Genomic DNA, 18,547 nt, shown 5'->3' with positions numbered 1-18,547 from the left:
GACATTTCGCACTACTGCTTTCGTTCTATTACTCGCGCTATTTCATTTAACATTTTTTTGGCAGCATTCAGTTCTTCATTCCATCCGTCTCGCCGTTGTGCATTATTCAGCTTTTGAATAGCGGTTTCTAACCGCTCCAACGTCGAGATATCGTTTTGCTTTTCCAGCATGCTTTTTATAATTCTGACCTTTTCATAATCCTGTATACCTTCCAGCATACGCTCATACCGGATAGAGCTACGCCCTTGGGGATATACAATATACGTATCCCCGGCAGGCCAAGTCCTAAATCGGGAGTCATGCAACGGGTTTTCCACCCAAGAATTAAAGGCCCATCGCAAAAAGCCATCGAAACCAGCGGCCATAGCATACCAAGCCAAGTACGTGGATTCGGCAGGGTCGGAAAAAGTAAACTGATTGGGAAAGGGTGTTGCACAATATACATAGAAAGTAGTGTTCAGGCCCCTGTTCCGACGGTCGACCAAGTCGGTCGGCGAAAAAGGATCCTGAGATGAGACACTGATATCCCTGCTGTTCGGATAACGTTGATACGTTTTCTTGTTGTCTGCAAACGAGACGCCCAGTTCAGGGGCAACCGAATCGATAAGGTGAAAAGCCGCGTCTAATGATTCCTGATCTCGCTCGTCCATCGAGATATTTGTGATATCCAGCCAACGTCTTTTTTCCAGATGGCTACTAAAATCCATCAAAAAGTTTCCCCAAAGCTCTTTGAAAACATGCGTACCGGGATCAGCTTTGACATTCACGAACTTACCCGTTGCCTCATCCTTATAATGAATTTCATTGTTCCAAGGAATGATAGAATAGCAATTGATCATCTTATTGATGCCCATATCCATCATAAACTGTATCCAGCGATCAAAGATCGCATAGTCATAACTCCAGGAACCGTCTTCATGCTTTGTCCAGATGATCATGTCTTCGTAAGGGTCAAAAGTTTGGACATTCCAAGGGTCTTTATTCAACGTTGCCGTAATCACCTTCTGTCCTGCATCCGCCAGCAACTGCATAACGGGCCTCATAGCATCGAAATGTTTATCGCTCCACAGAGGAACATTATCCACCCTTGCTATAGCAGACGGGTGTTGCCATTGGTCGAGGTGAAAATCCCATTCCGATGCTGCCGGCAATATCTGATCGATCACCTCCAATTCTATTGTCAAGGTTTTCGACGAGATATTCTTTCCCGTAACTTCTACCTCGGCGCTATAACTACCGGCGTCGGCGTTGCGCGGTATCTCCACGCTAACCCAAACCGGACGAACCTTCTTTGCTTCGAGATCAAGGTGGGAAAGGTTGTCAAGCATATCGGGTGACAACGAGGCGGCATAATCCTCCGGTTTTCGTTTACCACAACCTTTTCCGAATTCATCTGTCAGTACATAACGGACAAATCTCGCTTTGGCTATCTCATCAGAGAGAACAACGTCATCTGCACGAAAATCCGTGAAATTTACGCCCACATGCTCGATTTCTTCCCCTGTCCATAGCAATAGCTGCGCAGAAACCCTTTCTCCTTTCCAGCCCGTTAATTTAGTCGTTTCCCGAGGTGTGATTTCGGGTAGGACCGATTTTGGGTATCTCCGATCAATTGAAACAAAGGATACCTGTAACCCTTCGGGTGTCCCCGACCAATCGGATAAGGTGTCTGCTGTTGGATCTGGACGTTCTGTGAAGCCCTCAATACGCTTATCGTTTTCCTGTGTACACGCTGCGCCCACTACCAAGAGCAAAGCATATATAGTTATCAATACTTTTTTTGAGTTTGTCATAAGTTATGTTTTGTTACAGCTTCCTAATGATTATGAATGGATACTATTATATTTATCGAAATTCATTCTATCCTTTTCAACAACTTCTCAATAGTAACAGCCATTGACTCGTCATTTTTTGTATTTGCAACATCCCGTAAACGATTATATTGTTCCTCTGTAATGCTATTTTTGTTATTATATAATATCTGGGCCACTTTTTCTAACTGGCTTACATTCATTGTTGGAATATTGATTATTAGTTCTGTTATTGAAGCGTTATGCAACGGTATATTCTCAAATCGCGTTAACAATAGGTTTTTAACGTGTTGATTTGCCCTTACCAGTTGATACATAATTTTGTATTGACACGATGTATCCATCAAAATAGAATCCTTTAATTTGGCCACTGCAAAATGTGGAATATAATCGTCACTATGTGTAATCAATGCTATTGTCTGCGGAATAAAAGTCTCAAACTGGCGTAAAAAATCCTCATGCTCGAGGGCGAACCTTATATAGTCTCTGTTATCAGACTGAAGCATATGGTTAATTAAAGGTTCTGAAAATAAGGTGGATGTATATTCTAACAATTCTTGACGAATTCCGCCATTGACAAAATGCCATAACGTATAAACTGTATATAATGCACCTTCGACCGTCACATTTTCAAAAGTCTTACTCGTAGGTCTTGTCACGGCATCTGCTTTTGCAGAATATACATTTTGATGAGCGTCGATCATATCCTCCACATGGTAATCGCGAAGCAACGAGCTTGTATCGGATAATATCTTATGAAGCTGACGGTGATCGTCTTCGGTCATCTCAATATGATCAAATTTAGTTAAGGGACGGAAACGATCTGTACGATAGGACAAAAAGTTTCCTAACAAGTCCCAATATATAGTTAGATTTATAGGCTTACACAGTCCATCTGAGCAGACGTCCGTTTCCAAGTGAGAAAAATACGTCACTGGATGCCCATCATCAAGCGATATTTTTACCTCCACGGATAACGAATCATTAACTTTATAAAAAAAAGCCTTTTTAATTATATCTTGATCCTGTGCATAGCCCTGGAGTATCGAAATAAAGGTGAAATATATAATAAAGGCGAAGTTCAAACCGTTAACTTTATACCAATACCGCATATCAGAGTTATTTTTTTTCGCTTTTCCAGTTGAATATTGTACTGACTCCGGCATGATCCGACGGAAAACCTTTCGGATGTATACCGAATACATTGGATTCCGTTGCTTGTAGTTTTTTCCCTTTAAAGTAAATATAATCAATTCTATCTCTTAAATAATCGAGCTTATTGTCCCAGACCGAGAAAGTGATTCCGTCTTTTTCATCCATCGTATGGATCAGCCGATATGAGTCGACCAAACCTACTTCGTGCGCCATTACACTAGAGGTAAAGGGGATAATATATCCGTTGTGAGCGTCCGTAAATTCTGGTGTCCAATCCAGATGCGAACCACTATTGAAATCGCCGGCTACTATAACAGGGATTGATTCTGCTTGGGCCAACATAGGCCTTATATCTTCTAAAATCGCCTGTAATTGCTGTCCTCTACTATTTTTATCCCCTTCTAAGAAAGCTTGGATATCTTCGTTCGGATTTTTAAAAAATGGCCGTTTATATCCCGGCAAATGACTGAGCCACACCCCCACGACGACCACGCTTTCGCCATTCGGTAAGGCTAGTTCCACACCTCCGCTATTAAAAGGTTTGTAAATAGGGAAAGTCTGTTTAATCGGGTAGCGACTGACAATGGACAAATTAGAACTGATTAAATAAAGCTCATATCCCAATGCATCAGCTATTTTTTCCCCTGAGCCATAGGTTTCCACAATTACAAAGGCATCTGCATTTTCTTTTTTCAACAGTTCAATCGTGCGATTTTTCCCTACCTCTATTCCTCTTTCCTGTCCGCCATGGAAAATATTGAAAGCGGTCACCTTGAGGTCTGAGAAAGATTCAGGCTCCATCTGGTCAAGTTCGATAGTAGCAAATGCGTTGTTATAAATCTGGCTGACTTCTTCCCGGTTTAAGACGCGGTCAAAAAAAGTGATATCGTCTATTTCCCCGTAAAACGAATGCCAAGATTTTGTCCGGAAATCCTGTTCGTTATCAACGCTGTTCCCTATGACAATAGAATCTGCCCGCGACATAGCTTTAAGCTCCGGTACCTGATAGATCGCTTTCATCTCACCATCGTAATAAAATTTTATTTCAGCGTTCTCTTTGTCGAAACTAAATCCTAACAAGTGCCATTTTCCATCACGGATAGATTGTCTGTATGCTGTTGGATTATATTGATAATAGAATCCATCAGCACCCGCGCTAAAACTCCAAGCCCCATCTTTTTGGACACCAATCTTCCAGCCTTCATAATGGACAGCATCTTTGAGCTTTCCTCCCATCACACGCGGTTTCCATCCATCATCGGGGTATTTCACTTGACCGATTTCTGAAAGAATAACATAGTCTTCCCGGGACAGTGCGTCACTTTTTACCCAGAGCAGAACCGTAAAATGGTCCTGCTCTTTAATAGGGTTTTTCTTTTGTAAAGCCATGCGATAAGACACATCTCCGAGGTTCCACGCTTTTCCTTGCACGCCGGTTGTCGTCTCGATATGGGGCTCTTGTTCGAAATCGATTACTACCGGAAACTGTGAAAAAGCCAGGATTCCCCAGATGGTGAGGCATACCGCTAGTGCAAGACGTCTAACTATTCTGATCATAACATCGAATTTCAAAAATACGAGCCTGGTGATGGCCATGCGTCTTATGCACGGTGACACGAACGGCATCTCCTTGTACAACAGAAAAATGGTGTACAAATTTCCTTAAATAATTCTCCTTAATAAAGGTCTCATATACGACCTGGCTATCTCGTTTCACTTCGATTTTGAGATCAGACACAGTTTCTGGCTGATATCCCCGGATTTGCTTTTGTTGAACAACGGCTTCGCTCGAGAGACGTAAAAATCGGTCTAAGCCTGTGTCAAATGTGCACTCTATACAGCCTATTTGCTGCATTTTGCTCCAACGCAGTTCAACCCAAGGTGTATTCTCTTCCATTACGGCACGCCATTGATGGCTTTTTCCATCCTGTACATCCCGGTCAAACCCATCAATCACTTGCGCCGCTTCTCCATCTAAATCTTCCTCTGATGCGGATACTTTTGCCTTGCGGGCGAGATCCTGCTCATCTTCATTCTTTATGCCTAATAAAGACTGATCCTGTCTCCGTAAAATCTGTTGGTAACGCTTTAAATGTTCTTTATTGTGGAACAAATCACGTGGGGATAATTCTTCTTTGAGACAGTACGCCATTGCTGTCCCCACCGCCTGTCCCATCGTAGCGCATGTAGCCATCACCCGAGTCGAAGAAAGTGCAACGTGTGACACACTTATATTTCGACCTGCCATGTATAAATTATCAAAAGACTTACTATAAAGGGATCTTAGTGGTATGGGGTACGGACCTTTTAGGGGAATTGATCGAAAAGGATTTTGAGAAGTATCGTCCATTCCTTCCGGCAAATGATCATCTAAAGGCCATCCACCATAGGCGACCCGATCCTCTAATAATTCTGGAGCCTGAATATCCCGTTGTGTCATAATATAATCTCCCGTAATACGACGACTTTCGCGCTTTCCAGGAATCATTCCGAACCAGCTCAGCGCCCAATTAGCGGACTTGGGATGATCACCAGAATTTTTAATATAATCCCAAATTCCGAACACAACAGCCATAAGATCATCTCTAATCTTCTGACCATCATGCACAATATCTTCCACCCCACCAAGCTCAATCCACCAATAACCATATTCATAGGAAGTTATCTTGCGGTGTTCAAAATCTTTAAACGTATATTTACGTGCCCAACTAGGTGCTTTGAACGGCATAGGGCGGTCATGCATACGAGCTTCAAACAGGAGACTGTTTCCCATGGTGATATCATCTGCTTTTTCTAAGCCCAAAGACTCTCCAAAAGATTTTTTGGCTTCTCTACCGCGCATAAATTCTGCGCCGGCAAGTGCTGCCAATGTACCATCTCCGGTACAGTCCGTAAAAAACGAGGCAGAAACTTCATAAACTTCCTCGGTTTGTGAACAAAACGCTTTAACCGTATGAATCCGCCGATCATCTGCGGAAATTTCATAAACAGCCGTATCCAATAACAAGGTGATATTAGGTTCTGAAAACACCTTATCATATAGCACATAATCCTGCATTTCATAAGACGCCTGCGGATTGGTAACCGATTCCGTTAACATCAATTCTTCCAAAATACCCGTTTCCCGCCACACCTGCTTTAACTGGCTCGATCCACTGATATGCATACGGATTTCACTGCTCGCGTTTCCACCTAAACGAGAACGGTCTTGAATCAAGATGACTTTCGCCCCATTACGTGCCGCTGCAAGCGCAGCACAAACACCCGACATTCCGCCGCCTGCTATTAAAATATCCGTCTCCAATTTACGTTGGGCATACATCGATGAATTGAAATCCTGTGCTTTAAGCAAGCTCGCCTTGTCCCCCTGAACCGCAAAAGCAGAACTAACTGGGCTCATCAGGAGTGCACCAGAACTTAAGCCTAGTGCCTTTAAAAAATCTCTTCTATTCTCCTTCATTTGTCTATCAGTTTTTTAATCAAAAAATAAACGATTAGTACATACTATCCACTATTCAGGGGATTCTTACACATCGGATACAATACCCTTCCCTACTATCAATATTCCCGCGTTGAATATTATTCGTGGTATTTCGCACTACTCTTCTAATCGCCCTGCCAGGGGTAGTCGTACTAGCAGTAGAGGTCCAGAAATAGCTCAACCGCCCTATATTTACAAATGTTCCTCCAGGTTGTCTTAATCCTGCCGGGACCATACTAAAGCCAAATTCATCTGTTGCTCGCTCCACACCCTCCACTTCTGTCCAACCTGTTGTACTTTTTAACAGATGCGCATGATCTCCTCTCCATTGATTCACCACCGCCGCTTCCTCTGGTGCCATTCCTATCGCCATCTCAAGATTTAGCCAATCGTCGTCTGTTGCAACTCGCCATCCTTCAGGACAGATTCCAGCTTGGTGATCGGCAGCATACCAGTTATACAACAATCCGTACGACTCCACCATCTCTTCTTCACTGTTTATCCAATCTACGTCCGCATGTGGATATACGGCGTATGCACCAGCGGTAGTATTGCTCCACTCCGTATTGCTTAAACCCGTAGGAATAGCGTCCCCGTTGCGATAACGCGTTACACGCAAATTCTCTTTCATCCATTCACGTTCGCCGATAAACACCGTTTCGTACTCGTTCCCATCGATATCTGTCAACTTCTCTCCAATAATCTGTCCGTTGAGCTGATTCACGTTAAACGTAATCGCATATTCAGCGATAACGTTATCCGGTTGTTCTTCTCCAGATTCTACCCCGGACAGTGTTTTGTCATTGTAGTATCCCGCCAAATCCCCATCGCTTAAAACGCCATCACCGTCTAAGTCTACAAAAGCGAAAACCTGTGCAATCTCTGCCGATTCACTAAAACCGTCAAAGGTCAATCGCATACCCTGTGTAATCTGGTCTTCCGTCAGTACCACCTCCAATTGCTCGTCTGGCACTCCCATATCATACGATATACCTGTCATATCTTTGTAGTACAAGTTCAATAACAGCGTACTACCCATCTGCGGTTTAACGGCACCATTAAAACGGATATTTACATCCAGAAATTTAGGCACTATATCGGTTTCTTCGTCCTTACATGAGTGAAATGCCAGTAGGCAGATCATCCCGAGGGATAGGACGCGTATCATAATTGAAGTTCTCATTTTTCTAATTATTCGTTACTTGTTTATATTATCTCTTCCTTACTGTATTTAATAAGAGAGGTGCAGCACAGCCCGAACCGGATGATGGTCCGAGGGAATTGGACGTTCCAATAGAGTAGATGACGATCCCTCAAAATTAATAATCGTTGCCTGCTGCGTAACAGCTATTTGGTCTGACGGGTATACAAATATATAGTCAACACGCATGCTTCCATTTTCACCTCTCCGAGCCCCCGAAGTCACCCGATTCACTGTCGTCCCATAATCAGCGTTCACCCGATTGTCAGCAATATCAAAAACGTCCTGAAAGCCGTTTCCTTTTATTACCATCGGCGACGAAGGCAACCCATCAATAACGGTTTCGGGATAGTTATTAAAATCTCCAAGGAGGATTACTGGTATTTTAAACCGTGTGATCTGTGCCTTCGCATGCGCCACGATATTTCTTGCCGCCGTTCCTCTGATTTGCTGTCTGTCCGCATTGCTTCCTGACGGTATATGTAGGTTATACACTAACAGCTCCGTTCCGGTATTCAGTTCGCGTAACCGAACCTGCGTAACGTAACGTTGATTGGTATATCCTGAAATCGAGGGTCCGAAAATATCAATATCGTCGTTGAAACCTATCAGCTCAAACTTCTCTGGCTTCCAAAAGATAGCCTGCGGAGAAAGGGAACGGGCTGACACGTGAACATGGTAATCCTGTTTCAACAAATTAACGAGCTCTCCAATCTGTACGCGAGCTTCTTGAACCCCGATAATATCTGGGTTATTATTCCGTTGCAGAATAATGTTTCGAACAGCGTCTCGCCGTAAATGCCAGGCGAAATCTGGCTCAATATTCGCATCATGTTCAGCACCTAATATATTATAGGTGGCAACAGAAGTCGCATAGGAAGCTGTCCCTGCCTGTTTAGCCGGCGACCAATCTGTCCACCCGCCGTTAATCTCCGCTCTCGTTTGCCAATAATAGGCCTGATTGGCGTCCAGCCCGCCTACTTCAAGAAAGGTCATTCCGGATTTTAGCACGACTGCTTTTTCCATGCTGCTATTCTTGGCATATCTAATCTCGTACCGCGAGCTTCCGTTTACCGCACTCCAAGAGAGAATAACCCTGTGCAAATAGCGTTTTACTTCTGTAATTTCGGGGCCATCTTCTGTGGACTCTTTAATCTCGTCTGTCTGTTGAGCCTTTGAACAGGAAATTATTAAAATACCGAATAGCAGAAATAGATGTGAAATTCTTATTGTTTTCATATCATTTTAGTTTCATCATTATCTCCACCCTGGGTTCTGTCCCAACGTAGGGTTAAGATCCAGTTCCCGCTGTGGTACCGGCCAGAGGTAGTGCTTGCCAGGATCAAAGGTATTCGTACTAAGGATTTGAAAAATTTGCCTTTCATTATTGTATGCCGGTTTTCCGACAGCATTGAAAGTGGGGATTACCTCATCGAACCAATGTGCTTTTGTTCGACGACCTAACATATTCCCCGGAAGCACGTCCTCTGCAATACGCCAACGACGAATATCAAAAAAGCGGAAACCTTCCAATGCCAGTTCTACTGTACGCTCATAGCGAACAAGCTTTCGAAGTTCTTGTTGGGAAGCATTCGCTTGTGCCAACGGCATCTGCACACTCGGCCTACCTCTCACCTCATTAATTGCATCGATCACGGTCTGGTCAATATCCCCCAACTCAATCTTCGCTTCAGCGTAGGTCAGCAGCACTTCCGCATAGCGCATCAACATAAAATCAAGCTCAGACCGCGTAACTTGGGTCGGAAGCTCCGTCTCATCAAAATATTTTTTCCAATGATAACCCGTAAAGGTTGCATATTGATTCGTCACTTCCAAGTTATTCACCCGGTTTAGGGTACCCCCTACATTTTGAAGCGTTGTGGTTGAGTCTGGATGCGTTTCAAACTTGAAATTATTGTACCACTCCCCCGGGCGAAGAATCGACTGTTCGAGACGGGGATCCCTGTTCTTGTAAGGGTTAGTAGGTTCGTACAAGGTCGATTGATCAATGCGTAGCCCATCTATACAATGATAAGTGTCGACCATTGTCTGCGTAGGCACGAGGATAGCGTAACCCGGTGCCGTACGCGTACCTAGATAACGTGGTATTTGGCTCGTTTGAAAATTCAACACAAACGGAAGGCTCAAGATGGCTTCTGAAGATCCACTACCAGCGCGTTTGAACAGATTTTCATAATCGGCATAAAGACTATATTCACCTAGATCCATTACCTCTTTTGCGGCCCGGGAGGCGATCTCGTACTCCTCTTCATATAAGGCTATCCGAGCTTTCAATGTTAAGGCTGCACCACGTGTCGCTCTTCCATTATCAGCTTCATCCCATCGCACAGGCAAGTGTGCCGCGGCAAAGTCCAAATCATCAAAAATAAGCGTTAGCACATCGCTTTTTACAGCTCGTCCCGCGTAAGCGTCGTCGAGTTCCAACATCGTGGTTACCAACGGTACGTCCCCATAAAGACTGATTAAAAAGCTATAATTCCACGCTCTCAAAAACTTAGCCTGTGCCTCCGTTTGGTTATAAAATTCGGGCGACACGTTTTCCTGTGCACGGTGCATATGCTGCAGAATATTATTACAGCGCATAATCGAATTGTAATAAAAGTTCCAAGTATCATAAAATACGCTGGTCTCCGTTGTTACGTTTCCAGACTGTAGGCTGAGCATATCCACATAGTCTCCCCGTGTCCAGGTCATGTCTGTCGAACCGTCCAGCCACATAATATACGGAACCTCATGGGAAGACAACCAGAGTAAACTCCTGTACGCACTATTCACAGCCAATGTCAATTCTGTCTCGTTCGAAAAAAACGTAGAACTTGAAGGACTATCCAGCGGGAATCTATCTAAAAATTCTCTATTACATGAAGTAAATAGAATAATCGATGAAAAAAGGGCTATGATCGTATTTTTTACTCGTTTCATAAGATAATTCATTAAAATGTTAAGTTGACACCAAACAAAAATGTAGAAGATATCGGGTAAATAGCCGCATTGCCACTCCTGGTTTCGGGATCCCATCCCTGCGGCATTTTGTGAATCGTCAAGATATTATCCCCCGTGGCGTACACCCGCAATCTTTTCACCATGCGTTTTCCTAACCAGTGCTGTGGAAACGTATAGCCAATCTGCACATTTTTTAGCCGAGCGTAGGCTCCGCTGTATACCCACCAGCTTGAATTCATAAAGTTATTGTGGGTAGATTCAGCAATCAGGCGTGGATAAGTGGCATCAAGGTTTTCCGGCGTCCAATGGTCTAAATGCCATTGTTGCATTTTCCCATTGTTATACATTGCCCAAATGGCATCTCCTGTAAAAATAGCATCTCTTTTTCCTACTCCTTGGAGCAGAATGCTCAGGTCAACTCCTTTGTAACTGGCGTTCAGATTCAGTCCAAAGGTGTAACGAGGGATTTCATTACCTATAGGTGTTCTGTCTTCCGTATTAATTACGCCGTCGCCGTTCACATCTTCATAGATAATATCACCCGGGCCATAGTTGGTAAAGTTTTGTTGGGGATGGACATCGACATGCTCTTGGTCCCGAAAAAGTCCAAGTGCTCTGTATCCAAACAAGGTATTAATCGGAAGGCCTTCATCAATTACACTAAACCCGCTGATAATAGGACCGGCGCCCTTGAGATCCACGACTTCGTTACGTACATCCGAAAGATTCATGCCAACGGAATACTTAAATGCATTACCTCCCCGGTAATTTACGTTGAGGTCCCATCCCTTATTTCTAACCACGCCTGCGTTCTGATAGGGTTCAGAGAGCCCAATAACACCCGGAACTGGCAAACGTAATAGAATACCGGTCGTGTTGCGAACGTAGTAGTCAAAGCTTCCCGAAAGCCTGTTAGCTAAAACTGCAAAATCAATCCCGATATTGGTCGTCTCGGTACTCTCCCAAGAAATCCCTAAGTTTGCCATCTCCCGCTGATTGGCACCTTGAACAGGAACCCCATTGAATGCATAGCTAGAACCTAAGGCCATCACCGCGGAAAAGGGGTAGTTGCCTATATTCTGATTCCCTAACGCGCCCCAAGATCCTCTGATCTTTAATTCAGAAAGCCAGCTTTTTGACGATGCCATAAAGTGCTCTTCGGAAAGACGCCAGGCAGCAGAGAACGATGGGAATGTCCCGTATTTATGCCGGTCTGGAAATCTCGAGGCTCCATCTACTCGAACATTAGCCTCCAAGAGGTAGCGGTCTTTATAGCTATAGTTGACGCGGGCAAACCAAGAGCGCAATGACCATTCGGATGCGCTACCCGAATTTCGCCAATTATCGATAGCTCCCGCATCCAACTCCTGATAATCGGGCAGCGGATAACCCTCACGAGACGCCTCAAAGCTGTCTGTGCGATAACCGATCTGTTCATATCCGCCAATAAAACCTATTGCGTGTTCATCAAACTCCTTGTCATAACGACCGATGATGCGCGCTGTATTTTCCCAAGTCCGAACATTGCTCCGTAGAAACGTGCTCAGAACAGGCGATGTATAAGCTGGAGTCTCCATTCCCGGAACAAATGTCTCAATGGACTGGTTGAAGTAACGTCGGTCAGTTCCTCTAAATTCCGGTGTAAAGTGGATTTCTAAATCTGCACCGCTAAAAGGTTGATAGTTTGCTTGAAGGGTAGCGCGAAGCTGATCATAATTATGGCGATTATACCCTCCATCATGCAGAATCGCAATAGGGTTAGCACCATTTGTTCCGATCCCCCATCTTCCGTCAGACAACCTAACGGGCGATCCCACGGGAGAAATACGATTAATCTGACCAAACGGTTGACTTCTCGGTTGACCGGTAGGAGCGGTCCGTCCCGCAATCAGGAATGTAGACTGTAGATTATCTCTGATATGCGCCTTGGCGTTAAGTCTAAACGAATACCGCTGTTGTCTGTGATTAGGAACAACACCTTGTTGATCCTGATAGGCAACAGAACCCATAAAATTTACCCGTTCTCCCCCACTCACACTTAAGTGATGATGTTGCGTAAGACCAGGTTCCGTATATGCCGCGTCCTGCCAGTCTGTGTCAGGATAGTTATCAGGATCTATGCTTTTATACCGCAGATAATCGTCTAAAAACTGGTCTGAGTAAACGGGACTACGCCCCATATTGGCATAAGCTTCATTCAGTTTACTCATAAACGTATACCCATCAACAAATTCGGGAAGTTCCGTAAAAACCTGACGGCCAACATATCCATTATAATTCATCTGCAATTGATCGCCTTTGCCACTTTTCGTCGTAACCAAAATAACACCATTTGCAGCTCTAGAGCCATATATTGCAGCAGAAGAAGCATCTTTCAAAACCGAGATGCTCTCGATATCGTTAGGATCGACACCGTCGAGACTACTTTGGACACCGTCCACTAATACCAAAGGAGACGCATCATTTAGCGTTCCAATGCCTCGAATCTGGATTGTACCGTGGTCTCCTCCAGGCCTGCCCGAGTTTTGGGTAACGGTGACTCCCGGAGCCATCCCTTGTAGAGCCATGGAGGCCCGGTGTACAGGACGTTTCGCAAGTTCTTCGCCATTGATGGAACTCACTGCACCGGTCAGATTGACCTTCTTCTGTGTGCCGTATCCCACCACCACCACTTCTTCTATATCGGACTGGGTTTCAACTAGCTGTATATTAATTACATTGGAATCACCAATCAGGCGCTCCTTTTTCGTGTAACCTAACAAGCTAAACACGAGCGTCTCCCGTCTGTTTACCACAATAACAAAGTCACCTTGATCGTCAGTGGAGGTAGTATTTGTCTGACCCTTCACCACAACATTCACACCCGCCAGCGGGATACCCTCATCATCGGTAACCCTTCCCCTAACGCTATTTTGCTGCTTCTCGTCTACCCTAAGGGCAGATTTCGTTGGTTCTTTATTCCCCTTTCTGACTACAATCGATTTTCCCTCTACCACGTAGGTCAGGTTCTTCGGAGTCAGTATGATATCCAGCGCTTTTTTGAGGGGTTCGTTTCTTAAACGGACATTAGACGCAGCTGTATTTTCGATAATATCCGTATTGCAGATTACGGTGTAGCCCGTCTGCTTTTTGATCTCCCGGAGGATATTTACGAAGGTCATATCTTTTTTCTCTATTGTTATCGTCTGAGCCACACTACTTGCTTGCAGCTGGAACACCGCACAGAGAACAAACGCCATCATCAACTTCATAATTAAGAGGTATTTTTTAGTGGGAAAGAAAAGATATTGCCCACTCGATAACAAATAATTTTTCATTACATTTGATTGGTTTTTAGTATAAATCTGTTTAACTCACTTATTTCATGCTAGGAACATTTACCGGGTTAGTGCCAGCTTTCCCGGTTACCTTTTCCTTTCTTTACGACTGGTTATCTCACAAATTTCACCCTCCTTTCTTCAACCTCGAGCCGAATACTCTCATCTGTCATTTTGATTAATTTAAGGACTTGTTTAAAACTATCATAGCGGGATACAGACCCCCAAATCTTGATATCATTTAGTTTCGGAGAAACCTCAATTTCCAAATCATACCATCGCGCTATCTTTTTTGCCACATTTTCCAACGTTTCGTTATTGAACATAAACTCTCCGTTTTTCCACGCCACACTTTCATCCAAATCGATGGCTTGGACTTCCATCCTGCCATTATGTACTAAGCTCTGTTGACCAGGCTTTAGCACTGCGGAGACTTTGTCCGTTAGCGAAACCTTAACTTTCCCCTCTAAAAGGGCCACTGTAGAATTCATATCTGTGCGATAGGAATTGATGTTGAAATGCGTTCCCAACACCTCTACCTTTTCTTTCGATGTCGTTACGATAAATGGTGCATTATCCCGATGGGCAACTTCAAAATATGCCTCACCTTCCAATTCTACCTGCCGAGCATCACCGGCGAAGCGATAAGGATAGTGTAATTTACTTTCCGCATTTAGCCACACTTTTGTGCCGTCGGAAAGCGTCACCTGATACTGTCCCCCACGAGGTGTGGAAAGCGTCAGCGTCATATGTTCTTCCATGCTATCTTCGTCGAACAGGGCGGAACCGTCTTCATATCCTATTTGGTCATCGACTACAATACCTGCATAGGCATCACTCAAATTTACTTCCTGGCCAGTAGATAAGGTTAATAGAGCTTTGTTACCCCCCGGCATAAAGGTGCTTACGATTTCTTCCGTGGTGTTCGGCTGTACAACTTTTTGTTTCCATAGTATAGCGGCAAATAGTACCAGTACGGCGATGGCCGCAGCAGCAGAATAGATGGCAAAGCGTCTCGATAACAACCGTGTTCTCCTTATAGGAGGTTGCTGGTCTATCTGAGAAAGTACACGGTTTAATACACGTTCTTCCCTCTCTTTGAAGGCAGGGGTATAAAGTTCTTCGTAGGCATAGAGTGCTTCCCGTAATTCCTCTTCACTATCCAGTTCTTCAACAATCTCCTTCAGTTGTGGATATTCGGTAAACAATCGTTCTAACTCTGCCCTCCTTTGCGTATCCAAGTCTCCAGCGAGGTAGTCCTTTAGAAGATTTACAATATCATCTATTCTTTGCATGTAGTGCGTGTTTACTATGAAAACACAGCAATTGCCAACATCTTACATGAAATTATAAAAAAAAGAAAACAGGGTATTACAAGCTAGAGAGGACAGCCAACAAAAGGAAAGCATCTTTCAGACGCAGGTTGTGCCTTAACGCCGCTAACGCTCTTGATTTATTTGCATATACGGCGTGAGGAGCCATATTCATTTCCTTGGCGATATCTTCCGCTGTTTTATCCTCCAGAAATGTCTTGTTGAACACTTCGCGCTGCTTTTCCGGCAGTTTCTGTACTTCATCGTAAATAGCCTTCAACAATTCTGTACGAATAATCTTCGTAAAAGCGTCGGCGTCTTCGCTCAATAGTTCTTCGTAACTTTCCACGTCATCGAGCGATTCACAAAGGCTTGTTCCGCGTAGTTGATTTAGGCATTTATTCTTCGTAGCGATGTATAAAAATGCCCGTATACGATACAGGCTAGAAAACGAAGCACGACGCTCCCAAAGCTTCACAAACACATCGGCGACAATTTCTTCCGCAATTTGATAATTCTTGACATATTTCTGCGCAAAAAACAATATCTGTTTATTATAAAGCCGATAAATACCGACCAATCCCGCTTCTTCGCCGCGATGCAAAGAATCCACCAAAACGAATTCGTCCGTCGTTGTTGGGATGTTGTACGTAATATCGGTCTTTTTCATCAACTCCGTTAAACTTATATCACAATCTATCAAAGGTAGCAGGAACACAATTAAAATGACAGTGTTAGGTAGAATATAACAAATTATTCATCTCGACTTAATACTATCTAAACACTCTTCGATCCCGTATTTGCCCTATTAGCAGCAGGTTTATTAAACACTGGTTACGCAAACTTAATTAACTATCGTCAAAGAAACGAACTCTTATTTTATTTTCGTAAAAATAAACAACCTACCGGATCGAAAAGATCTGTATCCATAATTTTTCGGCGCTTTCCACGCCGAAGAATGCGTAAAGCTGTAAAATCGTGGAAACAAAAAAATCGGCTTGGAAATTCCAAGCCGATCTCTATACGCTAACCGCTAGTAGTTTGCTACACAACGCAACGAATGCCCATTTGCGGCAGTTTCGGCGCCGTTCGAGAAGTTGGCATTACCCGATCCCACCGTAACACGTAGTGGATTATGCGTTCCCGCCGTCGTTAGAAACGCGACCCAATGATAAGAGTAAACCCCTTCCTGTTGAAAGATCTTGGAACCTTCGTTCCACCTGCCAGCGGGCAGTATGTTAAAATCTATCTCACGGCTTAACTCTTTATATAGTGGATAATCTCCGCCAGGGAAGTTGGCATTGCCGCCGTAATAAAACGTCGTTCCTCCCTGCCACAGCCCGCCGCTGCTCACCGGGCTGCTACCTTTCACGTAAGGAGCAACGATTCCCCAGTTCGTCAGGGTGATCGAGTTGACCACACCTATTTCGCGGCCCCAGCCGATGGTATAGCCATCTTTGGTTGACCCGATATCCGCCAGTGTATTGCCTGGTAACGCATACTCGGTCTTAATGGCGACCAGCAGATCGTACCAGTCATTGACGTTAGGCACATGCCATCCCGTCGGACAGGCTCCCTGAACCTGCATGTTGAACGCGTTCACACTTGTGCCGTCGAGAATGTAAGCGTTGCCCGCGTCGTCGACGCCACTCGCTCCCCAGATATAAGGATTGTCAGCTTCCGTGGCTTTGGATATACCGGTCATCGCTTCATGCCAGGTATACAACCTGCCGTAGGTCGAAGCCTTGCTATTATCGTTATTGTAATCCCAGCCGAGGTTGCCGTCTGCGCCCCTCTCGTTGAGGTTTTCGATCATCCAGGTCTTGCTACCGTAGCGCTTTGTCCGGTAGTTCTCCAGTGACGGTGGCGGTGCCAGGACCGTGATCTCTTTGTAGAACCAACGTGTAAAGCTCGTTTCCCCATTGCGTTCGCCCTGCACGCCGATAGATTTTTCCGGAATAACGCCGCCCTCACCGCTTCCCCGTACGACGACCCGGTTTGTCTGTTGGCCCTCGACGATTTCCAGTGCTTGTGGCACTGTCCAAACATATCGCACGCCGGGCTCCGCGTCGGCGATGTACAACTCAAACTCGACACCGCCTTCTATGGACAAGGTTGCGGGAAGGTTCGTCCTGATAAAGTCCGGTTGCCAGGGTTGCGGATCGTCAGCACGCTGACATGCGCCCACTAAAAGTGTCGACAGCAGCAGATATAAAAAGATGTTTTTTGCCATTTTAATAAGTTACTTTAAGCATCAGTACATGAATAAATTGTCATCCCTTAGTGCCTTAATTTAGTTGAACATAAGGATTATCCTTAGGATAGCTGAAGGGGTTATCTATGAACCATCGTGCCTTGTACATTTTATACCCCGGTTTGAAAAAGACGCTGACCCCACGAATATTCGTCAGCCTGTCCGTCCAATAAGACATGTTAGGCTCGATGACCAGCGTGCCAAAGCCCTGCGGTCCGTCAGAAATCGACTTGATGTTAGCTTTACCATGCGGGTGGGCTGAAAATGTTTCCGATGCAATGTCGAAAATATAAATTCCAGTTGCCGTAGTGAGGTAAAGCTGATCCTTTCCGTATACAGGAAAAAGATCGTGCGGGCTCTTATCCGGCAGACCGTAAAAGACTTCCTGCTTTATCAGTTCGGGATCAGCGCTGTCACCATTATAGCGGTAAGTATAGAGATTCTGATCGTCTGTCGCCCAAAGGACAGCCCGTTTCAGATCCCAAACGGCATTGTGCCCAAACGTCAGGTTATAGCGTTTTACCTCTTTTGGCACATATGCCGACAACGAATCCACCTTATATAGCTTGAGTGCATCCCCCTCGCCATCCGAGGTCGTACTGCAAGACACGACGATGTTTCCATCGGGCAGCACCTCTGCCGAGTGCGGATTCCCCCTGGCATTGGTATAGAACATGATCTTCTTATCAGCTATCCGAACCAGTGCAACACCTCCACTCGACGCCGTCAGCAGCACATACTCCCGATTGTATACCGCTTTCGCTTCGTCGATCTGCCGGAACCATGCGGCCTCTGCCGCGCTTAGCGCTTCAGAAGCCTTCCACGACCATAGTTCCCCTTTACTTGCCGAATCGATGATCAGCACCTGGCTCTCCGATTGTTCACTGATCAGAATAGGACGTTCACTCTCCCATAGTCCAGGCACAGGCACATTTTCGTCCGAGCTATCACCAAAAGGATCCGAGAAATCGAGGATAGGTGCCTGGTCCTCCTTGCATGATAATAACACCACCATGCAGCTTAAAATAAAATATCGTATTACTTTCATTGT

At 44.7% G+C, this 18,547-nt stretch carries 12 protein-coding genes; all 12 read right to left on the bottom strand.

Annotation, left to right across the window (positions count from 1 at the left end):
• Nucleotides 1-11: 11 nt before the first annotated feature.
• The 12 genes from C5745_RS18140 to C5745_RS18085 all read right to left on the bottom strand — a co-directional run bounded on the left by C5745_RS18140 (nucleotide 12) and on the right by C5745_RS18085 (nucleotide 18,544).
• Nucleotides 12-1,793, bottom strand: a complete 1,782-nt coding sequence (locus tag C5745_RS18140; RefSeq protein WP_105718433.1) for a DUF4091 domain-containing protein — start codon at nucleotides 1,791-1,793, stop codon at nucleotides 12-14.
• A gap of 62 nt (nucleotides 1,794-1,855) precedes the next feature.
• Nucleotides 1,856-2,923, bottom strand: coding sequence for a hypothetical protein (locus C5745_RS18135; RefSeq protein ID WP_133166386.1), 1,068 nt, complete (start codon nucleotides 2,921-2,923; stop codon nucleotides 1,856-1,858).
• 7 nt (nucleotides 2,924-2,930) lie between these two features.
• The gene (locus C5745_RS18130; RefSeq protein WP_165793139.1) at nucleotides 2,931-4,523 is read right to left on the bottom strand and encodes a LamG-like jellyroll fold domain-containing protein; all 1,593 of its coding nucleotides are present in this window, start codon (nucleotides 4,521-4,523) and stop codon (nucleotides 2,931-2,933) included.
• A complete protein-coding gene (locus tag C5745_RS18125) occupies nucleotides 4,507-6,426 on the bottom strand; it encodes an FAD-dependent oxidoreductase (RefSeq protein WP_105718430.1) in 1,920 nt (639 codons plus the stop codon). Before C5745_RS18125 ends, C5745_RS18130 begins: the two co-directional genes overlap by 17 nt.
• A gap of 55 nt (nucleotides 6,427-6,481) precedes the next feature.
• Nucleotides 6,482-7,630 carry a fibrobacter succinogenes major paralogous domain-containing protein gene (locus C5745_RS18120; RefSeq protein ID WP_105718429.1) on the bottom strand — a complete coding sequence of 383 codons (1,149 nt, stop codon included), beginning with the start codon at nucleotides 7,628-7,630 and terminating at the stop codon, nucleotides 6,482-6,484.
• A 48-nt stretch (nucleotides 7,631-7,678) separates the two neighbouring features.
• Entirely contained in the window at nucleotides 7,679-8,887 is a 1,209-nt protein-coding gene (locus C5745_RS18115; RefSeq protein ID WP_105718428.1) for an endonuclease/exonuclease/phosphatase family protein, read from the bottom strand.
• 18 nt (nucleotides 8,888-8,905) lie between these two features.
• Nucleotides 8,906-10,591 (bottom strand): RagB/SusD family nutrient uptake outer membrane protein, encoded by a 1,686-nt coding sequence (locus C5745_RS18110; protein ID WP_165793138.1) that lies wholly within the window; start codon nucleotides 10,589-10,591, stop codon nucleotides 8,906-8,908.
• A gap of 11 nt (nucleotides 10,592-10,602) precedes the next feature.
• On the bottom strand, nucleotides 10,603-13,929 hold the full coding sequence (locus C5745_RS18105; RefSeq protein ID WP_105718426.1) for a TonB-dependent receptor: 3,327 nt from the start codon (nucleotides 13,927-13,929) through the stop codon (nucleotides 10,603-10,605).
• A 113-nt stretch (nucleotides 13,930-14,042) separates the two neighbouring features.
• On the bottom strand, nucleotides 14,043-15,224 hold the full coding sequence (locus C5745_RS18100) for a FecR domain-containing protein (protein WP_105718425.1): 1,182 nt from the start codon (nucleotides 15,222-15,224) through the stop codon (nucleotides 14,043-14,045).
• Between the two features lie 76 nt (nucleotides 15,225-15,300).
• Nucleotides 15,301-15,912, bottom strand: coding sequence for an RNA polymerase sigma factor (locus tag C5745_RS18095; RefSeq protein WP_105718424.1), 612 nt, complete (start codon nucleotides 15,910-15,912; stop codon nucleotides 15,301-15,303).
• Nucleotides 15,913-16,275: 363 nt separating this feature from the next.
• On the bottom strand, nucleotides 16,276-17,430 hold the full coding sequence (locus tag C5745_RS18090) for an FISUMP domain-containing protein (protein ID WP_165793137.1): 1,155 nt from the start codon (nucleotides 17,428-17,430) through the stop codon (nucleotides 16,276-16,278).
• Nucleotides 17,431-17,530: 100 nt separating this feature from the next.
• A complete protein-coding gene (locus C5745_RS18085; RefSeq protein ID WP_133166384.1) occupies nucleotides 17,531-18,544 on the bottom strand; it encodes a DUF6528 family protein in 1,014 nt (337 codons plus the stop codon).
• Nucleotides 18,545-18,547: the final 3 nt, after the last annotated feature.

This window comes from Sphingobacterium haloxyli (genome assembly GCF_002980525.1).
GTDB classification, from domain to species: domain Bacteria; phylum Bacteroidota; class Bacteroidia; order Sphingobacteriales; family Sphingobacteriaceae; genus Sphingobacterium; species Sphingobacterium haloxyli.
This window is presented reverse-complemented; position numbering and strand designations above follow the sequence as displayed.